The following is a 23522-nucleotide window of genomic DNA, read 5'->3' as shown; positions in this document are numbered from 1 at the left end:
CAACTTTATAAAAGCTACATGGTCATACAGGTTCTTATAATCATTATTCAACTGAAATTAAGTAATAATAAAGAGGTTGTCCTCCATAATATAATTCCACATCTACATCTTCAAATTTTTCTTCTAAAGAAGTACGAAGTTCATTTGCCTGAGATTCTGTAACATCTTCACCAAAGAATAAAGTTATTATAGCAGTATCCTCATCAACCAATTTTTCAATAAGATTTGATGTTACTTCATCTACATAATCCCCTGCTGATAATAATTTACCTTCTGCAATTCCAATTATATTACCTTCTTTAACATCAATTTCATTCATTACTGTATCCCTAACAGCAAAAGTTACTTGACCTGATTTAACTGAATTTAAAGCATTCATCATAGCTTCTTCATTTTCATCTTCACTTAATTCTCCATTAAATGTTACTAATGCAGCAAATCCTTGAGGTGTGTTTTTTGTAGGTATAACTATTATATTTTTATCACTCAATTCTTTAGCTTGGTTAGCAGCCATTATTATATTGCTGTTATTTGGGAAAATAAATATATTTTTAGCATTTATATCCTTTATGGCATTCATAAAATCTTCAGTACTTGGATTCATAGTTTGACCACCTTCTATTATATGGTCAACACCAAAGTCTTTAAATATATTTGCTAATCCTTCACCCATTGAAGTAGCTATGAATCCAAATTCTCTTTCTTCTTCTAAAGGCTCACTATCATTTTCTTTTTTTTCTTCTACTTCCAATATTGTATTTTCATGTTGTAACTTCATATTTTCTATTTTTATAGTTAATAATTGACCATACTTTAGAGCTTCTTGAAGCACGTTTCCTGGGTCATTAGTGTGTACATGTACCTTTATGACTCCATCATCTCCAACTACTGCTAAACTATCGCCATAAGCCATCATTATATCTCGTATTTTCGTATCTTCTACTTTAGAACTTTCTAGTATAAATTCTGTACAATAACAGTATTTTATATCATCTGTGCCAGTACTATTCTTTGGGAAGTCTATATTTGTTGCAATATTAGTGTCTAGGCTAGTATTTTTTATTTCTATATTGTTACCTTTCATAGAAGCTAACATACCTTCATATATAAGTACAAGCCCTTTTCCTCCAGAATCAACTACACCAGCATCCTTCAGATTTTTTAGAAGGTCTGGAGTTCTTTCTAGTGAAGCATTTGATTCCTTTACAAGCATACTTAAAAACTTTACTACATCTTTTTCTTTTTTAGCAGCTTTTACTGCAAACTCTCCGCTCTCTCTAACTACAGTAAGTATAGTTCCTTCAATTGGTTTTATTACAGCTTTATAAGCTGTATCAGAACCATTTTTAAAAGCTTTTGCTAAATCATCTGTTGATAATTTACTTTTTCCCTCTATAGACTTAGCTATACCTCTAATTATTTGTGAAAGTATAACTCCTGAGTTTCCTCTTGCACCCATTAAAGAACCTTTAGATAGTGCTTTTCCGATGTCTGATATATTATCATTGTCTACTTTCGCTAACTCTTTTAAGGCATAAGATATAGTTAAGGACATATTAGTCCCTGTATCTCCATCTGGTACAGGGAATACATTTAATTTGTCAACTAAATCTTTATTGTTTTGGAGATTGTTTGCACCTGAAATGAACATCTCTCTTAACCTTTTACCATCTATATACTGAATCATTTCTTTCCTCCTATAAAATTACTTCACTCTTATTCCTTGTACATTAATATCAATTTTAGTGACTCTTACACCAGTCATCTTTTCAACTACATATTTAACTCTATCTATTATGTTATTTGCAACTGTAGATATATTTGTACCATATTGTATTATAACATAAAGTTCTATTGCTATGGCATCTTCTTCTACTTCTTCTACTCTAACACCTTTAGTAGCATTTTCACCTTTTAATAATTCTACTATTCCTTTAGATTTAGATGCTAAACCTACTAGACCATAACTTTCCATTGCAGCTCTATATGTGACTTGAGCTATTACTTGATTATCTATTTCTATACTTCCATATTGATTCATTACCTTTGCACTCATGGTTGACCCCCTTAAGTTTTTTTTATTAAAAATGTTTCTTAATTTATTTTTTACTATTTTTACTTATTTATTATATAAAATTATAATCATATCATACTATAAATATGGTATAATTTAAACCTAGAAAAGTTTTTGGATAAAATTTCTTGTACTGTCTATATATTTAAAGAAAAATAATAATTATTTTTCAAATATATTTACTTTATATAAAATTATATATATAATTTTATATGATAATGAGAAATTCTTCAATATATGTAAGGCAAATATATATTTCTATTGCAAATTTTTGTTATTTATGATAATATAAATATGTTTTTAGTCTTTAAATAGTTATCATTTTAAGGAGGTGTGCGTAGATGGCAAAAGTATGTAGCGTATGTGGTAAAGGTAAGGTTTCTGGAAACCAAGTATCACACTCAAATAAACATAATAAAAGAACATGGTCAGCTAATTTAAGAAGCGTAAGAGCGATTATAGATGGAGCTCCTAAGAGAGTAAAAGTTTGTACTAGATGTTTACGTTCTGGTAAGATTGAAAGAGCTTAATAGCCACGTTTAAAAGCCTACTTCCGAAAGTAGGCTTTTTAAATTTAATCATTTTTACTCTTTCTCATAAATTTTAAAACTATGTTTGAAATCCATTTTGGTAACTTTATTGTTACTACTTTCATCAATACTCACCCCACACTTTATAGTTAAAATTATTTTAACAAAAAAATAATAATGCTCCACATCCAATAAGTATTAATGCGGTAAGTGCTGACCAAATCCAGCCAGGAAGCAACATAGATAAAATTACTGCCATTCCTGTTGCTAGACACAGTATTCCTAGCAATACCTTAGACTTGTTATTTCTCATGGAACACCTCCACATAGAACTTGTATCTACAAATATTTTCATATTTAAGTTTATGCGATAAGTTCCTATTTTAGACCGATAAATACATTATGTAATTTTAATTTTTTATACTGGAATTATTACTATCTTCTGATGCAGATTCTATAATATCTAAAATACCTCTTTTTTTACTTAACCTTTCAGGTCCACTATATAGAACTACTGGTATAACTTTTGGGAGTTTAAAATCTTTGCTTTCTATTTCTTCAAGACTCTTTTTCATTATAAAGCTTTTCCAAATTTGCTCTCTGTATGATTTTAATCTTGGTACAATCTCAGTATCCATTTCTGTTTGAAACTCCAACACTATATAGTGTGAAATTTTACGATTTTTAGAAAAAACTTTATAAATTATATCTACTTCCTTTCCTTTATATTCACATATAAAAGATGTTTCTAACTCTATACTTTTAAGAGTTAATTCCTTTGCTATTGAGACGCTTGTAAAATTTTGAATCAAACTTAAAAAACTTTCTTTATCTGAATACAGCCTTCTATATTCTTCACGTTTTTCTTTGCTTCTTTTTAAATTCATACAATTCCTCCCAGGTTATAGATTCTCTATCTTTTGATAAAAATAATCTATAAATTTTATTTTTTAATTTTCACTAGTGATTATTGACACTTATGATTAAAATATCCAATAAAGATATTTTTTTATATTTTTATTAAAAGATATGAATTTTTATATTTTAATATATTGACATTGACGTTGCGTAAAAGTGTATATTTAATTTATAGGAGGTATTACTTATGGAATATACAGTTCAGAAATTAAGTAAAATAGCTGGTATAAGTACTAGAACCCTTAGATACTATGATGAAATCGAGCTTCTTAAGCCACTTAAAATAAATTCCTCAGGTTATCGTATATATGGTCAAAATGAAGTTAATAAGCTACAACAAATACTTTTTTATAGAGAGTTAGGCATTAGCTTAGAAAATATAAAAAACATTATAAATTCACCAACTTTTGATAGTCTAAGTGCATTAAAACAACATCATAGCAAATTACTAGCTAAAAGAAAACAAATTGACTTACTGATAGAAAATGTAACTAAAACTATAGCATTGAAGGAGGGAAAATATATTATGACAGATTTAGAAAAATTTGAAGGTTTTAAAGAAAAGATGATTGATGAAAATGAAAAAAATTATGGAACTGAAATTAGGGAAAAATATGGTGAAGATGTAATCAATCAATCAAATAGAAAATTTAAAAATATGTCTAAAAAAGATTATGAGGACTGGCAAGATTTAAGTACTGAGATAATTAGTAAACTCAAAAAAGCTTTTAAAACTGGTGATGCATCTAATGAACTTTCTCAAGAAGTTGCGAGATTACATCATAAATGGTTGAGTTACACTTGGAATGCCTACTCTAAGGAAGCTCATGCCGCTTTAGCACAGATGTATGTAAATGATGAACGTTTTACATCATATTATGATAAAGAACAGCCTGGACTAGCAAAGTTTCTAAGAGATTCCATAGTATTCTATACAAGATAATAATCAATTTAAAGTAATAAAAAGAGTGCTACTTTAAAATAGCACTCTTAAAAAATTTTATTTTTCAAATTATATAGTTATAATCTGTGATAAAAATCTAACTTAGTTTTTATTAAAAGTAATTGTAACTTTAAATAAATCTCCATCTATATCTATCTTCATTTTACCACCTTGTAGCTCTACAAAACTTTTTGCTATTGCTAGACCAAGTCCAGAGCCTTCTGTATTACGTGACTTATCTCCTCTTACAAATCTCTCCATAATATCATCTACACTAAAATCAATTTCAGTTGCTGACATGTTTCTAAGCATGATATTTACTTGTCTATCTGTTTCTAAAATATCAATATATACTCTTGAATTTGGCATTGCATATTTACTTATATTTATTATAAGATTCTCAAATACTCTAAATGTACGTTGACTATCTAATGGTAATATTATTTTTTCGCTAGAAAAATTATTTTTTATTTTCAGTGATGACTCTGCTATCTTATCATCTAATTCTAGTAATGTCTGTTTCATTAGAGATATAATATCTACATTTACTATGTTTAAGTGTACATCTCCACTATTTACTTTACTCACTTCAAATAAATCTTCTATTAAGTGTTGTAGTCTTTGTGACTTTCTATCCAATGTATCAATATACATTTTACGATTTTCATCTGTTATATTTTCATCCTTTAGTAAATCTATATAAGTGATTATAGATGTCAAAGGTGTTTTTAAGTCATGTGACACATTTGATATAAGCTCTGTTTTCATTTTTTGACTTTTAACTTCTTCATCTACAGCTTTTTTAAATCCAGATTGAATATTTCCAAGCTCATCTTTAATAGGATTAAAGAACCCTAAATCATCTTCCATATTTGCTTCTAAATTTCCATCTGAAATTTTCTTTGTAACATCTAAAAGTTGATTGTATTCACGTATTGTTTTCTTAGAGTAATCTGACAATACCTTAAATAAAACTATTGAGTAAATTAATGCAAGTATTATTCCAAAGAACCACATACTACACATTATAACTATAATTAATAAGTTTACTGCTAAAATTATAGCTATAGTTTTATTTGGCTTTTCTTTTAAATTTGTCATTCTAACTTGATTAATAACTACTTTACTTGATTTTTTAAACCATTTTAGAAACATCCCTGTCAAAGTATTTTTTACAAAGTACTCTTTTATTCCAACATTTAGAATATGTTTTAAAAGTACTATAAATACAAATATTATTGAGAAGATTACAAACCAATAAATTAAATTCATTGAGCTTACTAATATATTTGCCATTTTACCACTTATATCATTTTTTATTAGATACTCGACATAATTTCCATTCAATGTGTTACTTATTATATCAGTAGGATATAAAGCTACAATACTCTGTATAATAACAATAGCAATAAAAAGTAACTCTAACGGTATTCTTGTGATTATCTCAAACCCTAATAACTCTTTAGATTTTCTATATGGAAATGCTACAGCTACAATTACAACTATAGATATTATGATTTTTATAATCATTGCAGAAATTTTATAATAAGAATTATTCTCTACATTATTTATATATCTACTTATATCATCACTACTATAAATCATCCCATAATTATTATATGATCTATATGAATTATCTTGGCTTATTACTTTAGGTATCGCATATACCAATGTTTTATTTTTTATTGGAGATAATTTATATGAGATTGAATTTCCATCTAAATCTGTCTCCATCAAATCTTCTTTAGATTTAGATAATAACATTTGGCTGATAATCTTTTGGTCTACTCCATAAGAGTCTACAATATTTACTTTTCCATCTTTATCAAAATTCATCACAAGGTAAAACCTATAATTTGCTTTTATATTTTTAATCTTTTCTTGTCTTTCCTCATCATTCATAGTTGTCTCTTGAGGCTGCTTTTTATCAGATTCCTCTTTTGAAGTGTCATTTTTTGTTGTATCCAGTGCTTTTAACTCTTTATTCTCATTAAAAAGCTCAAAGTTATTTTCTTTATCAACTAAATAGTATTTTAAGTTTTTACTTGAATTATTAATAAAAGATTCCCATTCATCAAATTTTTCATTAAAATCTGCATTAATACTCTCATCAGTGTAATAGGTTTCTGAACCTTCATATGCGCTTTTCTCTTTACTAGTATTTTTTATATAATTTATAGTTTCTTCACTTAAAAAAAGCTTCGAAGGTTGTATCATCTTACCTTCTTGTTCTTCTTTCATATTGTGGTCTAAAACATAACTTCCTTTATATATGCTATCTACAAATCCTTCTTGCTCAAATGGATTTTTAGCTCCACCTTTAGCAGCTGACTGTATAGTCGAATATTGGCTAATCATACCTAATGATGCTGATAACATAAGTATAAAGACTATCACACTGATTATATATTTTTCCTTAAATTTTTTCGATTTTATATCCAACACCCCACACCACCTTTAAATATTTTGGATTTTTTGGGTCAATTTCTATCTTCTCCCTTATATTTCTAACATGTACCATAACTGTATCTGTGTTTACAGCATTTTCATTCCAAACTCTTTCATATATTTCGTCTGCAGAAAAAACCCTTCCTGCATTTCTCATAAGTAAACTTAATATCTTAAATTCTATAGGAGTTGTTTTTATATAATTTCCATCAATACTGACTTCTTTTGTATTTTCATTTAATTCTAATCCACCTATTACAAATATACCTTCATTATTTTCTGAACTTTCTTCTTTATTTTTTATCATATTTAGATACTTAGTATATCTTCTAAGTTGCGAATTAACTCTAGCCAATAACTCTAATGGCTTAAAAGGTTTTGTTACATAATCATCCGCTCCGATGTTAAGCCCCATTATTTTATCAACTTCTTCTGATTTTGCAGATAACATTATTACTGGAAAATTATGATTTTCTCTAAGTTTCATTGTAAGCGTTATTCCATCCATTTGAGGCATCATTATATCAACTATAGCTAAGTGTATTTCTTGGCTTTCTATAATTTTAAGACCTTCCAATCCATTGTAACCTTTAAAAACATTATACCCTTGATTTAAAAGGTATATTTCTATAGCATCTGCTATTTCCTTTTCATCTTCTACCACCAAAATATTATATGAATTCATTTTAATCTCCTTTATATCAATTAATTTATAAACTACCTTTACATATATGATTATACAATATGATAGAAGTTTTTCCATTTTTTTATAAATTTATAGTGGTCTATTCTAATTATTTATCTTTGATGTCCATTTTAGAACCCTCCCTTTAATTTAACTTCAATACTGTTTTACTTTATTTATATATCTAATATTAAAGCTAAAAACTTAAGATATTATATATACTTTTCTAAAGATTTTCTAAAGATTTAAATTTACTTGTTTTAATATACACAAAAAAAGTAGGCATTATTGTATTAATTAAATCAACAACCTGAAACATAAATTTAATATCAATAAAATCTACTTTTTAGTTTTTGCATACTTATTTTTAGTTTATTTACTTTTTATAAAAATTCTTGTTTTTATTTTATAAATGTACATATGTCTTCCACTGGTTTTTTAGATGGACTTCTTAAGTTGTCTTCTGGTACTCCAAGTGCTAACATTGCACCTAAGAAGTATTCGCCTTTTTCAAACCCTGTTTCTGCCTCTAAAACAGATTCTATCTCATCTGCTGCATAGTTTTGACTTGTCAACCAACAAGAACCATACCCAAGTTCAATTGCTGATAATGTAAAGTTTTCAATTGCTGCTCCTAAACTTTGCATGCCTGGATTTCTTATAAATAACTTATCTATAGTCTCTTTAGGTGCATTTATAAGTTCTAACTCATAATAGCCTGATGGGTTGTATACCTTTGTAAAAACTAATACCAAAACTGGAGCTTTTAAATAAAATAAAGTAAAGTTTGGCACAAATTTTCTAAATCTATTAGCTTTTTCTACTGATACTTTGTCCATCTCTACAAGTATTTCTTGTTGTTTTTTAGTTATCACATCTGCTATCTTTTCCATTAAATCACGACGCTTTATAACTACAAAATGCCAGTTTTGAATGTTTTTACCTGATGGAGCTGCCCCTGCTGCTTTTACCATTTTCAAAATATCTTCATCTAAAACATCTTGTTCTTTAAATTTTCTTACACTTTGTCTTTTGTAAATAGTATCTTGTAATTCCATTTTTAAGTCCCCCTGTAGATTATTTTTTTAATTTAAAAACAAACTTTAAACTTCCCTTATTTTAATATATCATGTTCTAACAAATCTTTAAATGACTCTATAGAATAATCATACTCATCCACATTTCCAAAACCATATTTTGCATATACAAAAGGAATCCCAGCAAATTTAGCACTATTTGCATCCCCTTGAGTATCTCCAATATAGATTGGATTAGTTAGTTTATTTCTATCAATTATGAGTTTATTATTTTCACCTTTATGCAATCCAGTATTTCCAGGACACTCAAAATCTATAAAGTAATTTTCTAGCTTATGTGCTTTTAAAAAAGATTCTATATATCCTTTTTGACAATTACTTACTATAAATAATTTATATTTTTTAGATAATTCTCCAAGAGTATTTTCTATGTCTTCAAATAATTTGCCTCCATATTCAGATAAGTAATCACATTCTCTTGCAGAACATTCATCTAATATATTCATTCTTTCTTCTTCATCTAAATCTGGAAAGAAACGCTTTGCTATTTCATCAAATGAAAGGCCCATAACACTTCTAAATAATTCTACTGTAACATTTAAACCTATATCCTCACGTTTATCTAAGACCTCTTGCCATACCTTACATACTCCTTCAGTTGAATCCCATAGAGTTCCATCTAAATCAAAAATAATACTGTCTATCACAAAAAATCCCCCTTGCGTCAAAAATTATTATTTATTTATAATTATATATTAAAAAGCAGATACAATTATAAATATATTTTACTTGATTGTATCTGCTCTGTAATATAAAATCAATTATTAAAGTCCATTTTTATAAATTTCTAATTACAAGTACACATCCCTGCTCTACTTTAATTTTACAAGAATTCCCTAACATAACATTGGATATTCCAATAGGTACTGAATACTTCATATAATAATCATCCAAAGGATATTCCAAGCCAGTAAGTGTTACTCCTTTAGCATCTCCTTTTACAGCTATTACAGAAATAGTATCTCCTTTGTTTCCAAACAAGGTAAATTCTTCATTTTCAACTATATACATCTCTTCTTTATCTGAGAGTATCCTAGAATATATGCCATCTTCTTTTAAATAATATAATAGCTTTATATTTGCAAGGGTATGGTCAATTCTCCCACCTAAAGCACCAAAAAAATCAATATGGTTAGCTTTAAGAGTTTTAGCTAAAAAAAGACATAGTTCTGTATCAGTTTCATCCTTTTTAGATGGAAATTTTTCAAATTTAACACCTTGATTTCTATAGAAATTTATCTTGTCTTCTTCTACTGAATCTAAATCTCCCAAGATATAATCTGGTATTATATCCATTTTGTAGGTGTGATTTGCTCCTCCATCTGCACATATTATGCAGTCATAACATTCTTTAAGTATAATATCTCTTGTAATTTTATAATCTTCAATTTCACCATTTAAAACAATACAGATTTTCATACCTAAGTCTAAACTAATTCTTCAAGAGAAGCATTCTTTCTAAATAAATTAACTGTTTCTTGAATGTCATCACTTCCAAATATTGCAGAGCCTGCTACTATTACGTTAGCTCCTGCTTGCACAACTTCAGCCACATTTTTAGGACTTATACCACCATCAACTTCTATATCAATATTTAATCCTTTACTATCTATAAGTGTTTTTAATTCTTTAATTTTATCTAACACACAAGGTATGAATGATTGTCCTCCAAATCCAGGATTAACAGACATTAAAAGCACCATATCTAAATCAGATAGTACATGTTTAATAGTATCTATTGGTGTTGCTGGATTAAGCACTACACCTGCCTTTATTCCATGTGATTTTATATTTTGTATAGTTCTATGTAGATGTGTACAAGCTTCCTGATGAACAGTTATTATATCACATCCTGCTTTTACGAACTCTTCAATATATTGGTCTGGATTCTCTATCATTAGATGAGCATCAAATACCATATTTATATTCTCTTTTTTTAAACTTTTAACTACAAGTGGTCCTAGTGTGATATTTGGTACAAAATGTCCATCCATTACATCGATATGAAGATATTCACATCCTGCACTTTCCACTTTTCTTACATCCTCTAATAATTTTGCAAAATCTGCTGATAATATTGATGGTGCTAATTTAATCATGTTTCTAATACCTCCTACTGTTATTTTGTCTTATTTCATTTAGTAGCTGTATATAACTATCATATCTTTCTTTAGATATTTCTCCATTTGCAACAGCTTCTTTTATAGCACAATTAGGTTCATTTTCATGAATACATTTTGAACCAAACTTACAATCATTAAATTTATCAAATTCTATAAAATAATCTTTAAGTTCAACTTCTTCTATGTCTTCAAGTGCAAGTGAACTAAAACCTGGTGTATCTGCAACCATTCCACCAAACTCCAACTTTAAAAGTTCAGCATGACGAGTGGTATGTTTTCCTCTTTTTATTTTATCACTTACTACACCTGTTTGCAGTTGAAAATTTTCATCTATTTCATTTAATAAACTCGATTTTCCAACTCCAGACGGTCCTGCAAATACTACTACATTTTCTTTTAATTCATCTTTTACTTTATCTATATTTAACTTAGTGACATTACTTACAGGAATAACCTTATATCCACTAAGCTCGTATATCTTTTTAACATGCTCTAATATGTTATCATCATCTAAATCTGCTTTTGTAAGGATTATTACAGTTTCTAAATTTTCTTTTTCTGCCAAAACTATAAATCTATCTAAAAGAGATAAGTTTGGTTTAGGATTTTTTATTGCAAATACTATTAGTGCCTTATCTACATTTGCTATAGGTGGTCTTATAAGTTCTGTGTCTCTACTATCTATTTCTTCCACAATTCCCTTTTTTTCATCTTCATCAACAACACTTATTTTAACTCTGTCACCAACTAAAGGTGTTACTTTTTGCTTTCTAAATATACCTCTAGCCTTACATTCATAAAGACCTTTTTCTGTATCTACATAATAAAATCCACTAATCCCTTTTATAATTTTTCCTTCTAGCATCAAATACCTCCCTTTATAAAATTATATAAACCTATACTGTTTATGAGTAGTATATAGTGTTATTCTTTCCTATTTTTATATAATACCACATTTTTTTTAAATAACAAATCCTCCGTTTGGGCTAATTACCTGACCAGTAATAAAACTTGATTTATCAGATGCTAAAAAAATAGCACAATTTGCTATATCTTCTGGTGTTCCTAATCTCATTAAAGGAGTTTCCTCTACAAGAACATCTATCTCATCTTCATTATATTCAGATAACATATCTGTATTAATAACTCCTGGTGCTATGCTATTTACTCGAATATTTGATGGAGCAACTTCTTTAGCTAATGCCTTTGTCATTCCTATTATACCTGCTTTTGATACAGAATAATGTACTTCACAAGAAGCACCTGATATACCCCAAATTGAAGATATATTAATTATGTTTCCTTTTTTTTCTGATATCATGTATTTTAAAGCAATTTGTGAACAATAAAAACTTCCTTTCAAGTTAATATTCATCATATTATCCCAATCTTCATCAGTTATATCTGTAAATAACTTATCTTGGCTTATACCAGCATTATTTATAAGTACATCTAATCCTCCAAACTCCTTTATACAATAATCTATCATATTTTCGACTTCTTCTCTATTTGAAATATTAGCTTTAAATAATTTTACAGAAAAACCCTTTTCGTTTAATACAGTGTATAATTCTTTAGCCTCATTTTCTGATTTATTAAAGTTTATTAATACATTATACCCATCTTTTGCAAATATTTTAGATATTGCTCTTCCAATTCCTCTAGAGCCTCCTGTTACCAAAACTGTTTTATTGTTTTTATTCATAAATATTTATCTCCCTTATAATTAACCTAATATTTTATACAAAACAAACTGCCCCTTTAAAGAAAATAATTTCTATAAAAGGACAGCTTTTTATTTTTAGCTACTATTTATTCTGATTTACCAATATTTCCACCAGTTCCTGCTGGAGTTTCTCCACTATTTCCTGAGTTTGAACCTCCTGAGTTATCTCCACTATTTCCTGAGTTTGAGTCTCCTGAATTATCTCCATTATTTCCAGAGTTTCCTCCACTATTTCCTGAATTATCTCCACTATTTCCAGAGTTTCCTCCACTATTTCCTGAATTTCCTCCGTTAGTTCCTGAGTTTGAACCTCCTGAACTTCCTCCACTATTTCCTGAGTTTGAACCTCCTGAGCTTCCTCCACTATTTCCTGAGTTTGAACCAGGTGTTGTTGTATCATTCTCATCTGGTGTTGTTGGAGTCTTATTTGGTGTTGTTGGTGTTGGCGTATTTGATTTCTCTGAGCCTTTGCTAACATATAGGTCTATTTCATCACCTTCTTGAACACTTGATGAACCAGAACTAGGGCTCTGACTTAAAACTGTACCTTCTTTATATACTGAACTATACTCATACTTGACAGTTCCAACTTTCAATTTATTTTCCTCTATAATTTTTTTTGCATTAGTTAAAGTAATACCTACTACATTGGGAACTGAAGCTTCGTTTGCACCTTTACTTACAACGACATTTATGGTGTCACCTTTTTTAATATTTGTACTTCCACCTTCAGGTGTCTGCGATATTATACAATTTTTATCTACCTCACTGCTATACTCTTCACTTTTTACACTTAAGGACAATCCTTCTTTTTCAACTGCACTCTGTGCTTCCTCTAATGTCATATTCACAAGATTAGGAACAGTTAAATCTTTACTACCAAATCCTCCAGCAAATAAAAATTTATATGCTAAGAATACTTGTGCACATAAGATTACTATCAAAACTGCCGCGACTACTTTTAGTCTTTTTCTAGCTTTAGGACTTTCTTGTTTTTTCTTCTTTTTCTTAGCCCTCTTACTTTGAGTATTCTTAGGCTTTTGATTCTTTTTAGCTCTCATTATCTCTTCCTCATCTTCATCGTCTTCTTCATAAAAATCATCATAATAATCTTCATCTAAATCAGCAACTTCTATAGGTTTAACTACTTTTTCCGGAACTGGCTTTGTAAGTACTGGATTTACAGCTTTATTAATCTCTTTTTCATCAATTTTCTTCGTTGCAAAATCATCGTATTCCTTTATAAAATCTAAGTCAATATTTTTTTCTATATAATCTATATCTTCTATTAACTCTTCAGCAGTTTGGTATCTATCTGCACTAGATTTTTCTGTAAGCTTTTTTATTGTAGTTCTTACACTTTGAGGAATCCTAACTTTCTCTTCTGATGTAAAATCTATATCATCATTGATATGTTGAAGTGCTATAGAAATTGGGCTATCTCCTCTAAATGGTACTTTTCCTATCAGCATTTCATATAAAACTATACCTAAAGAATACAAATCTGCATTATTAGTTACAAACTTTCCTTTAGCTTGCTCTGGTGAAAAATAGTGTACTGAGCCTATTATACTACCAATATTAGTCATAGTTGAATTTGAGACAGCTTTGGCTATACCAAAATCAGCTACTTTTACTACTCTTCCTTCATTGGATATGAGAATATTATGAGGTTTTATATCTCTATGTATAATCCCCTTTTTATGTGCAGCACTAAGTGCCATAGCTATTTGTTTTGTTATATCCAGTGCGGTATATTCGTCTAATATCCCTTCATCCTGTATAATTTCCTTCAAATTTTTTCCATCTACAAATTCCATTACAATGTAGTGAACTTTTCCATCTTCCCCAACATCATATACATTTACTATATTTGGATGTGAAAGGCTTGCTACTGCTTCTGCTTCTCTTTTAAATTTTGTTAAAAATTCATCGTCATCTACAAATTCAGGTCTGAGTACTTTAAGTGCAACAGTCCTGTTTAATAATCTGTCTTTAGCCTCATATACAAAGGCCATTCCTCCATCACCAATCTTCCTGATGATTTCATATCGATTTCCTAAAATTGTATCTCCCACAATATCACCGTCCTAATTATACTTTTATTACTATCACCGAAACATTATCTTTACCAGAAACATCATTGGCCATGCTTATCAATTCATCACTTATATCACTAATTCTCTCATATTCGTAATCTAATATTAAACTTCTTATATCTTCGTCATAAATAAACCCAGTTAATCCATCTGTTGCAAGAAGTATTATATCACTTTTTTTGATTTCCTTCTTAAAAATATCTACAACAACCATATCATCTGTTCCAATTGCTCTAGTTATTCTATTTCTCTGTGGATGTCTTCTCGCTTCTTCTTCTGTAATAACATGAGCCATCATAAGTTCTTCAACCACAGAATGGTCTATAGTTATTTTATCAAATTTTTCATCTGTTAACAAATAACATCTGCTATCTCCAACATTTGCCACATATAAGACATTATTATACACTATAGCTGTAACTAATGTAGTTCCCATTCCTTCAAATGCTATATCTTCCATAGATTTCTTGTGCACAATTGAGTTTACATTATTATAAGCCTGTTTTAGTATATCATCTATATAGTCTATTTTTACATTATCATGCTGTAATAAGTTTTCTTTTAGAAAATCAATTATATTTTCTACTGCTAACTTACTGGCGACTTCCCCCTTTTTATGTCCACCCATTCCATCAGCTATGGCAAATATTCCTATTGGACCATGTTCTGTATCTATAACTTCTCCCTCACAATAGTCTTCATTGTTTTTTCTTACTTTTCCTATATGGGAGGCACAACTATAAACCATACGACTTCCTCCTTACATATTACTTGTATTTTCTTCTCAATTGGCCACAAGCTCCACTAATATCAGAACCCATAGACATTCTAACTGTAGCAGGTATATTATTTTTCTCTAAACTATCTCTAAACTTATAAATAAATGCCTTGTCTGGCTTTTCATATTCTCTTTCTTCAACCTTATTTATTGGTATTAAATTTACATGGCATAGCATACCTTTTAAAAGCTTTGCTAATGCCTTTGCTTCATTTTCTGAGTCATTTACACCCTTTATAAGAGAGTATTCAAATGTAACCCTTCTATTTGTCTTTTTTATATAATATCTACAGGCATCTAGTATTTCTTTAATAGAATATGCATTTGCTACAGGCATAATCTTTCTTCTTTCTTCATCATATGGTGAATGAAGTGATAAAGCCAAATTTATAGCTATTTTCAAATCAGCCAACTCGTACATTTTAGGCACTATCCCACAAGTTGAAAGAGTTATATGTCTATACCCTATATTAAGACCATTTTTTTCATTAATTATTTTTAAAAATTGTTTTGTATTTTCAAAATTGTCAAGTGGCTCACCACTTCCCATTAAGACAAGATTTGATACTCTTTTTCCAGTATCTTCTTGAATTTTAATAACTTGGTCTAAAATCTCCCATGGTTCTAAGTTTCTAATCAATCCATCCATTGTAGATGCACAGAAGTTACATCCCATTCTACAACCTACTTGATTAGAAACACAAACAGTGACCCTACTGTCATAATCCATCATCACAGTTTCTATTATATTTCCATCATCTAATAAAAACAAATATTTTTTTGTGCCATCTACCTTAGATTCTAACTTTAATTCTATATCTATATGACCTATACATGAAACTTCTTCTAATTTATTTCTCAAACTTTTTGGTATATTATTCATGTCATCAAAAGTTTTTGCACCTTTGTATATCCAAGAAAATATTTGGCTCCCTCTAAAAGGTTTTTCATCTATAGTTTTCATAAATTCCTTGAGTTCATCTTCAGTAAAGTTTTTTAATACTATTTTTTTCTCTTCCATTCTATTCACTACCTTATTCTCTTTAATTTTGCTATAAAAAACCCATCTATACCATGAATATTAGGATATATTTTTAAATATCCTTTATCTTGATTGTCTAAATCTACGTTTACTGTGTCAATTGGAGTCAATTCAAAATTATTATATTCTTCAATAAAAGAAGTAATTATATTTATGTTTTCCATATCTTGAACTGTACATGTACTATAGACTAAAGTTCCTCCAATTTTAACATACTTTGATGCATTTTCTAATATTTTCTTTTGTATAGAAGTAATATCTTCCAACTCTTCTTCTTTCTTATATTTAATTTCTGGTTTACGTCTTATTATACCAAGACCAGAACAAGGAACATCTGCTAAAACATAATCAAATTTATTTATGCTATTTTCATCAATTTCAGAAGCATCAAATCCTTCTACACATACATTTTTTAGACCAAGTCTATTTACAGTAGCTTTTATAAGCTTTAGTTTATGCTCAAAAATATCTCTAGCTATTACTTGACCTGTATTATTCATTAAAGTGGCTAAGTGAGTAGATTTTCCACCAGGAGCACTACATACATCCAAAATCAATGAATCTTCCTTTGGATTAATTACTTTCCCTACTATCATAGAACTTATATCTTGAATTGTAAATAAACCAGCCTTAAATAACTCATTATTTTCTATATTTTTTAATTTTTCGACTTTTATAGCTTCTTCCACCATAGGGACTTTCAAACACATAATACCCTTTTCATTTAATTTTTCAATAAGCTCTTCTCTGCTAATTTTAAGTGTATTTGTTCTTATATAAATACTAGGTTTTTCATTGTTTGCTTCTAATAAATCTTCAGTAAATTCTTGTCCAAAATTTTCTATCCAATTTTTTATAATCCAAGAGTTATAAGAATACTTTATAGATAAGTATTTTACACTATCTTCCTCAGTTATGTCCATTATAGTATCTTTATTTCTTATTTCATTTCTAAGAATAGCATTTATAAAACCAGAAGATTTTTTATCATATTTTTTAGATAACTTAACAGTTTCATTAACTGCTGCATAATCTGATATACTATTTAAAAATAAAATTTGATATGTTCCCATTCTTAAAAAGATTTTAACATAAGTTGACATTTTTTTTACTTTTATTTTTGAAAGTTTATTAATTATATAATCTAAGTAATATTTATTTTCTACTACTCCATAGATTAACTCTGTTGCAAGTCCTCTATCCATATCACTTATTTCTAAGTTTTTAAAATGCTTATTTATTGCAATATTTGAATAGTTATTATTTTTCTCTATATCACATAATACTTTAAATCCAATTTCTCTTGCATCCATATAAATTTCTCCCTTTTATTAAACATAAAAAAGGGTTGTTTCTAAACAACCCACTTTATTTTTAGTCATCTCTTCTTTGAGCTATTAGTAACAATCTAAGTAATTGAAGTATTGAAACTAGTGCTGCTGCAACATATGTTAAAGCTGCTGCTGAAAGCACTTTTCTACTTTGTCTTACCTCACCCTCATCTATAATACCTAGATTTCCAAGTTGAACAATTGCTCTACTAGAAGCATTAAATTCTACAGGCAATGTTATTATTTGGAATAGTACTGAAGCTGAAAACAATAGTATCCCAATTTTTAGAAATGGCCCAGCCATAATAAATCCTAGAAATATTAAAAACCAAGAAATACTTGAAGCAAAGTTTACTACTGGCACCAAACTACTTCTTATTTGAAGAGGTGCATAACCTTTAGCATGTTGCATTGCATGACCACATTCATGTGCAGCTACTGCAACAGAAGTTATTGATGTTCCATAATATACATCTTCTGATAATCTTACAGTTTTTCTTCTTGGGTCATAGTGGTCACTTAAATGACCTCTAACCATTTCTATCCTTACATCATACAAACCATTTGAATCAAGTACTCTTCTTGCTGTCTGTTCTCCAGTATATCCTCTACGTGTATTTACTCTTAAATACTTATTTGTTGTTGAGCCCACTTTAAATTGAGCATATGCAGTGAATAATATAGCTGGAATTAATATAATCATCGTTGGGTCAAATCCCCAAAAGCCGCCATATACAGGGTACATAAATAACACTCTCCTAAAATATATTTTTATTATACATCCTCTTTAATATTCACATAACTTAAAAACAGTTTAATTACAAGCTAATATCTCTTTTCCTGTTAAAAAGCTTATAGCTTTTTCAATATCTACTATGTCTACATTAGTATTTATACAAGGTCCATTAGGTCTTTTATTAAATACTCCTAAAACAGGAATTTTTTTTATATCTTGTATTCCAGATGTTAAATCTCTCTCACATGCAACAGCTATAACAGCTTTAGGTTTATTGTCAATTATAATTTTTCTAGCTAGAGTCCCTCCTGTAGCTACAAATACTTTTACTTTAACACTTTTATTTAGCTCAGCTAATTCTCCTATATTGCATTTTCCACATTTTTTACAATTATCTATATCATTAGTAACTTTTAGTTTGCAACTATTCTCTTGAATACAATGAGGTATTAAAATTATTATATCCTCTGGATTAAAATTATATTTATTACTGTATATATATTCATTATTTAATTTTATATATATTCTTCTAATTTCACTTTTTGACATACCAAATGATGATGCAATAAAAGATATAATGGGAAATAATACACTAACAATTTTAAAATTTATTTTCATTATATTTGAGTTAACATTTTTTCCTTTAATTACTCTATACGTAACTATTGTTGAGCATAGTATTATAAGTATTAGTGATATTACTACAGCATTTATTCCTAAGGAAAATATTTGAGTCAAACTAATTATAAAAAAGTTTGCAACCCCCATTAAAATCCCTAATATTAAGACTAAGATACCAACACTTGTTAAATACTTTTTTATATCTGTCATACTTTTCACCTAACTCAATACTACACCAATTTCTATAGTATTACCTTTTATATATTCTCCAACTAGCATTCTCTTTTTATTTGGCATCTGAATTTCTTCAATTAAAAGTACCTTATCTTTAGTACTTACTTTTATGCCATCTTTATTTACCTCAATTATTGTACCTGCTTCTTTGTTACTTTCTTCCTCTAATACTTTAGTTTTCCAGATTTTCATCGTTACACCATTATAAGTAGTATAAGCACTTGGCCATGGATTTACACCTCTAACTAGATTGTGTATTTCCTTAGCATTTTTTGAAAAGTCTATATTACCTAGTGATTTATTCATTATTGGTGCATAAGAAAATTCCTCATGATTTTGTACTTCTCTTGGAGCAGTTCCTGCTTCTATCAACTTTAATGTTTCTTTTAAAGTTTCTGCTCCTATATTCATCATTTTATCATGAAGTTCTCCTGCTGTTATATTTTCATCAAGATTTACTTCTGTCTTTAATATCATATCTCCAGTGTCTAACCCTTCATCCATATACATAGTTGTAACACCAGTTTTTTCTTCGCCATTGATTATTACCCAATTTATAGGCGCCGCACCTCTATATTTTGGAAGTAAAGAAACATGGACATTTATACATCCAAACTTAGGAATTTCTAATATTTCTTTTGGAAGTATTTGCCCAAAAGCTACAACTACCATTACATCTGGCTTTAAAGATTTCATTGTATCTATAAAATCTTTGTCTCTAGCTTTAATTGGTTGATATACAGGTATATTATTTTCAATTGCAAGTTCTTTTACTGGACTCATGCCAAGTTTTTTACCTCTTCCTTTTGGTTTATCTGGCTGAGTTACAACTCCTAGTATTTCATACTTTTCATCTATTATTTTTTGTAAACAAGGAACTGCTATATCAGGAGTTCCCATAAATACTATTTTCATCAAATCAACCCCTACTATTTTTCTATTTTATCAACAAACAGTATTCCCTCTAGATGGTCTATTTCATGACAAAACGCTCTAGCTAAAAGTTCTTCCCCTTCTAGCTCTATTGTTTCTCCATTTCTATTTAAAGCTCTAACTTTTACATAGTTTGGTCTTTTAACCTCTCCAGATTCTCCAACAACACTTAAACAACCTTCATCATCTATTTGTTCTCCAGATGTTTCTATTATTTCTGGGTTTATAAGTTCTATAAGTTCTTCTCCAATATCAATTACTACAACTCTTTTTAAAATTCCAACTTGAGGTGCAGCTAGTCCAACACCATCTGCATCATACATAGTTTCTGCCATATCGTCTAACAATTGTATTATTTTTGCATCAATTTTTTCAACTTTTTTTGATTTCTTTCTTAGTACTGGTTCTCCTATTTGAACTATTTGTCTTAAAGCCATTACACTTCCTCCTAAATTTATAATACACTATTTGGATTAATATCTATAGATACATTAATATTCTTATTAAATATCAAATCTCGTTTTGTTATACATATATATTTTATTATACCCTTTAAGAGATTAATTTCAATATTTTCATCTTTAAAGAGTATTTGCCATCTATAATTTTGATTTATTTTTGATATTGAGCATGGATTGGGTCCTAATATAAACCCTAAGTCGTTTATACCCCTTTTTTCTAATAAATAAATCAAAGATGCATGCATATTTTTTATATTTTTTATAACTAATCTTTCATCTTCACCACTAACAACTACGCTTAACATGTTATTAAAAGGAGAATATCCAAATGCCTTTCTTATCTTTATCTCATCTTCATAAAAACCTTCATAATTATACTCTATGGCATGCTTAATAGCATAATGCTCAGTATCATATGTTTGAAGTACTACTTTACCTTCTTTGTCTGCTCTTCCTGCCCTTCCAGAAACTTGAGTTATCAACTGAAAGGTTGTTTCAAAACTTTTAAAATCAGGAAAATTTAGTATCATGTCTGCTGACAAAATACCTACTAAAGTTACATTATCAAAATCCAATCCTTTACTTAACATCTGAGTTCCTATCAATACATCTGCTTCTTTATCTTTGAACTTATTTAGTATTTCCTCTAATGAACCCTTTTTTGATGTTGTATCTTTATCCATTCTCAAAGTTTTTATATTTGGAAAAATACATTTTAACTCTTCCTCAATTTTTTGAGTTCCTACTCCAAATGGCTTAACATAATTACTTCCACATTCTGGGCATTCTTTTGGAATTTCTCTTTCATATCCACAATAATGACATCTTCCAATATTACTTTTTTTATGATATGTCAAAGATATATCGCAATTTTCACATTGAAACACATAGCCACACTTTCTACATGATACAAAATTTGCATAACCTCTTCTATTTAAAAATAGTATTACCTGACTATTTTCTTCAATCGCACAACTTATTTCTCTTTGAAGTTTTAAACTAAATATACTTCTATTACCTATATCTAATTCATCTTTCATATCTACAACTTCAATATTTGGAAGTGGTTTATTGTTTGCTCTATTTTTTATATTTATAAGTTTATATTCACCAGTTTTTGCTCTATAATACTCTTCAATTGAAGGTGTCGCTGAACCTAAAATAAGAGTTAGATTATTTTTTAATGCCATAAATCTAGCTACTTCTATAGCGTTAAACTTAGGATTTTTTTCAGACTTATATGATGACTCATGAAATTCATCAATTATTATCAATCCTAAAGAATTAAAAGGAGCAAATAGTGCTGACCTAGCACCAATTAAAACTCTTATCTTGCCAGCTTTAACAGCTTTATAAACGTCGTGTTTTTCTCCTTCAGATAGTTTACTGTGAAACACTCCAACTAAATCGCCAAACCTACTCTTTAATCTATCTATCGTTTGGGGAGTTAATGCTATCTCAGGAACCAAAAATATACTATCTAAACCTTGGCTTAATGCAAATTCTATTATTTCCATATAAACTTCAGTCTTTCCACTTCCAGTTATACCATGAATTAAATATGGCTTTTTATCATCTATAAACATACTTGAATTTATCTCATCAACCGCTTGTTGTTGCTCATTGTTTAATTTTATACTTTTTGATATAGATTTGTAAATACTTTTTGGCTCTCTATAATAATCTTTAAATTCTAAAGTTATTAACTCTTTCTTACTCAAAGAGTTTATACTCTGCTTTGAAGCATTTAATAAATCCAATAAATCATTTATCTCTACATTTTCATTATTTTTAAGAAAATTTAATATCTCTTTTTGCTTGCTTCCTATGCTTATTTTATTTTGTTCTATATAATCATCAATTTTATTATTTTCTAAACTCAAAGATACATAGCATACTTTCTTCTCATTTTTATGATTTTTGTATTCCCAACATAATTTTATAATTCCATTTTTATTCATTGTATATAGATAATTATTTAGATTCGCTATATATTTTAACTTATCAACCTTAATTTTTCCTTTACTACCAACTACTTTTTCTACTATCTCTCTATTTTTATCACTCAGCTTTGATATCTTTTCATATAATTCAGTCTCACTTAATCCATTTAGCTTTTCACCTAGTAAAACTACTTTGTAATTATTTAGTTTATATCCTTTTGGATATATCAAATTTATACACTCTATATAAGTACACAAATATCTATTTTTCATCCAGTAAACCAACTCTAAATCTTCTTCTCTAAATATTGGATTTTCATCTAATATATCTATGATTTCTTTAGTCTTTATTTTTTCATCTAAATTATTTGTAAGTTGAAATACAAAGGCTTCTGTTGGTTTATTACCTCTTCCAAATGGCACTAATATTCTATGCCCAACACTTATAACTTCCTCTAAAAATACAGGAATTTGATATGTAAATAAATTGTCTGTGTATATAGTATTGCTTCTAACTATTACCTTTGCATATTTTTTCATTGTAAAACTCCTACTTAAAATTAATCTACTGCTCATATTTTAACACATTTCATAATATATCAAAAAAATCTCAGCATATCTAAAAAGTTTCAAGTTATTACTAATATTAGATATATCTTAATAATTAACTATTAATCATATTTTATACTTTACAGCAAAATAAATGCTGAAAACCACAATTTAACTGACATTTGCGAGTTTTTACTCGCTAAAAGTAAATTGCAGCTTTCAGCCACTTTAGCTGTGATAAAATACACAAA

Annotated in this window: 23 protein-coding genes; 2 read left to right on the top strand and 21 right to left on the bottom strand. The window is 28.5% G+C overall.

The window, feature by feature from the left end; genetic code table 11:
* Nucleotides 1–43: 43 nt before the first annotated feature.
* Entirely contained in the window at nt 44–1687 is a 1644-nt protein-coding gene (locus tag IC175_RS10585) for a DAK2 domain-containing protein (protein ID WP_227432492.1), read from the bottom strand.
* Between the two features lie 18 nt (nt 1688–1705).
* Nucleotides 1706–2056, bottom strand: coding sequence for an Asp23/Gls24 family envelope stress response protein (locus tag IC175_RS10580; protein ID WP_227432491.1), 351 nt, complete (start codon nt 2054–2056; stop codon nt 1706–1708).
* 359 nt (nt 2057–2415) lie between these two features.
* Between IC175_RS10580 and rpmB the strand changes: the two genes are divergently transcribed.
* The gene (gene rpmB, locus IC175_RS10575; protein ID WP_003416297.1) at nt 2416–2604 is read left to right on the top strand and encodes a 50S ribosomal protein L28; all 189 of its coding nucleotides are present in this window, start codon (nt 2416–2418) and stop codon (nt 2602–2604) included.
* Nucleotides 2605–2764: 160 nt separating this feature from the next.
* Here rpmB and IC175_RS10570 read toward each other — a convergent pair whose 3' ends face one another.
* Entirely contained in the window at nt 2765–2917 is a 153-nt protein-coding gene (locus IC175_RS10570) for a hypothetical protein (protein ID WP_009893656.1), read from the bottom strand.
* 97 nt (nt 2918–3014) lie between these two features.
* The gene (locus IC175_RS10565; RefSeq protein ID WP_227432490.1) at nt 3015–3491 is read right to left on the bottom strand and encodes an Rpn family recombination-promoting nuclease/putative transposase; all 477 of its coding nucleotides are present in this window, start codon (nt 3489–3491) and stop codon (nt 3015–3017) included.
* A 218-nt stretch (nt 3492–3709) separates the two neighbouring features.
* Between IC175_RS10565 and IC175_RS10560 the strand changes: the two genes are divergently transcribed.
* Nucleotides 3710–4465, top strand: coding sequence for a MerR family transcriptional regulator (locus IC175_RS10560; protein ID WP_227851499.1), 756 nt, complete (start codon nt 3710–3712; stop codon nt 4463–4465).
* Between the two features lie 102 nt (nt 4466–4567).
* Here IC175_RS10560 and IC175_RS10555 read toward each other — a convergent pair whose 3' ends face one another.
* From IC175_RS10555 to priA, 17 genes are all read right to left on the bottom strand, one after another.
* Nucleotides 4568–6910: a sensor histidine kinase gene (locus IC175_RS10555; protein ID WP_227851498.1), complete on the bottom strand. Its 2343-nt coding sequence runs from the start codon at nt 6908–6910 to the stop codon at nt 4568–4570.
* Nucleotides 6882–7598: a response regulator transcription factor gene (locus IC175_RS10550; protein WP_227432488.1), complete on the bottom strand. Its 717-nt coding sequence runs from the start codon at nt 7596–7598 to the stop codon at nt 6882–6884. Before IC175_RS10550 ends, IC175_RS10555 begins: the two co-directional genes overlap by 29 nt.
* Nucleotides 7599–7999: 401 nt before the next feature.
* Entirely contained in the window at nt 8000–8656 is a 657-nt protein-coding gene (locus tag IC175_RS10545; RefSeq protein WP_227432487.1) for a nitroreductase family protein, read from the bottom strand.
* A 56-nt stretch (nt 8657–8712) separates the two neighbouring features.
* Nucleotides 8713–9342 (bottom strand): HAD family hydrolase, encoded by a 630-nt coding sequence (locus IC175_RS10540; RefSeq protein ID WP_227432486.1) that lies wholly within the window; start codon nt 9340–9342, stop codon nt 8713–8715.
* A 130-nt stretch (nt 9343–9472) separates the two neighbouring features.
* Nucleotides 9473–10114: a thiamine diphosphokinase gene (locus IC175_RS10535; RefSeq protein ID WP_227432485.1), complete on the bottom strand. Its 642-nt coding sequence runs from the start codon at nt 10112–10114 to the stop codon at nt 9473–9475.
* Nucleotides 10115–10122: 8 nt separating this feature from the next.
* Nucleotides 10123–10794, bottom strand: a complete 672-nt coding sequence (gene rpe, locus IC175_RS10530; RefSeq protein WP_227432484.1) for a ribulose-phosphate 3-epimerase — start codon at nt 10792–10794, stop codon at nt 10123–10125.
* Between the two features lie 4 nt (nt 10795–10798).
* On the bottom strand, nt 10799–11683 hold the full coding sequence (rsgA, locus tag IC175_RS10525) for a ribosome small subunit-dependent GTPase A (protein ID WP_227432483.1): 885 nt from the start codon (nt 11681–11683) through the stop codon (nt 10799–10801).
* Between the two features lie 96 nt (nt 11684–11779).
* Entirely contained in the window at nt 11780–12523 is a 744-nt protein-coding gene (gene ymfI, locus IC175_RS10520; protein ID WP_227432482.1) for an elongation factor P 5-aminopentanone reductase, read from the bottom strand.
* A gap of 107 nt (nt 12524–12630) precedes the next feature.
* The gene (pknB, locus tag IC175_RS10515; RefSeq protein WP_227851497.1) at nt 12631–14622 is read right to left on the bottom strand and encodes a Stk1 family PASTA domain-containing Ser/Thr kinase; all 1992 of its coding nucleotides are present in this window, start codon (nt 14620–14622) and stop codon (nt 12631–12633) included.
* A 16-nt stretch (nt 14623–14638) separates the two neighbouring features.
* Complete coding sequence (locus IC175_RS10510) at nt 14639–15391, bottom strand: Stp1/IreP family PP2C-type Ser/Thr phosphatase (protein WP_227432480.1); 753 nt, start codon at nt 15389–15391, stop codon at nt 14639–14641.
* A 19-nt stretch (nt 15392–15410) separates the two neighbouring features.
* Complete coding sequence (rlmN, locus tag IC175_RS10505) at nt 15411–16442, bottom strand: 23S rRNA (adenine(2503)-C(2))-methyltransferase RlmN (RefSeq protein ID WP_227432479.1); 1032 nt, start codon at nt 16440–16442, stop codon at nt 15411–15413.
* Between the two features lie 8 nt (nt 16443–16450).
* The gene (gene rsmB / locus IC175_RS10500) at nt 16451–17776 is read right to left on the bottom strand and encodes a 16S rRNA (cytosine(967)-C(5))-methyltransferase RsmB (RefSeq protein WP_227432478.1); all 1326 of its coding nucleotides are present in this window, start codon (nt 17774–17776) and stop codon (nt 16451–16453) included.
* Nucleotides 17777–17837: 61 nt separating this feature from the next.
* Nucleotides 17838–18539: a zinc metallopeptidase gene (locus IC175_RS10495; protein WP_227851496.1), complete on the bottom strand. Its 702-nt coding sequence runs from the start codon at nt 18537–18539 to the stop codon at nt 17838–17840.
* 69 nt (nt 18540–18608) lie between these two features.
* Nucleotides 18609–19361 carry a DUF116 domain-containing protein gene (locus IC175_RS10490; protein ID WP_227432476.1) on the bottom strand — a complete coding sequence of 251 codons (753 nt, stop codon included), beginning with the start codon at nt 19359–19361 and terminating at the stop codon, nt 18609–18611.
* Between the two features lie 9 nt (nt 19362–19370).
* Nucleotides 19371–20300 carry a methionyl-tRNA formyltransferase gene (gene fmt / locus IC175_RS10485; RefSeq protein ID WP_227432475.1) on the bottom strand — a complete coding sequence of 310 codons (930 nt, stop codon included), beginning with the start codon at nt 20298–20300 and terminating at the stop codon, nt 19371–19373.
* Between the two features lie 14 nt (nt 20301–20314).
* Nucleotides 20315–20755: a peptide deformylase gene (gene def / locus IC175_RS10480; protein ID WP_227432474.1), complete on the bottom strand. Its 441-nt coding sequence runs from the start codon at nt 20753–20755 to the stop codon at nt 20315–20317.
* Nucleotides 20756–20772: 17 nt separating this feature from the next.
* Nucleotides 20773–23262 carry a primosomal protein N' gene (priA, locus tag IC175_RS10475; protein WP_227835306.1) on the bottom strand — a complete coding sequence of 830 codons (2490 nt, stop codon included), beginning with the start codon at nt 23260–23262 and terminating at the stop codon, nt 20773–20775.
* Nucleotides 23263–23522 lie beyond the last annotated feature (260 nt).

Origin of the sequence: Clostridioides sp. ES-S-0123-01 (genome assembly GCF_020658415.1) — a bacterium.
Classification (GTDB): Bacteria; Bacillota; Clostridia; order Peptostreptococcales; family Peptostreptococcaceae; genus Clostridioides.
The sequence above is the reverse complement of the archived record's forward strand: the minus strand, read 5'-3'. Positions and strand labels throughout refer to the sequence as shown.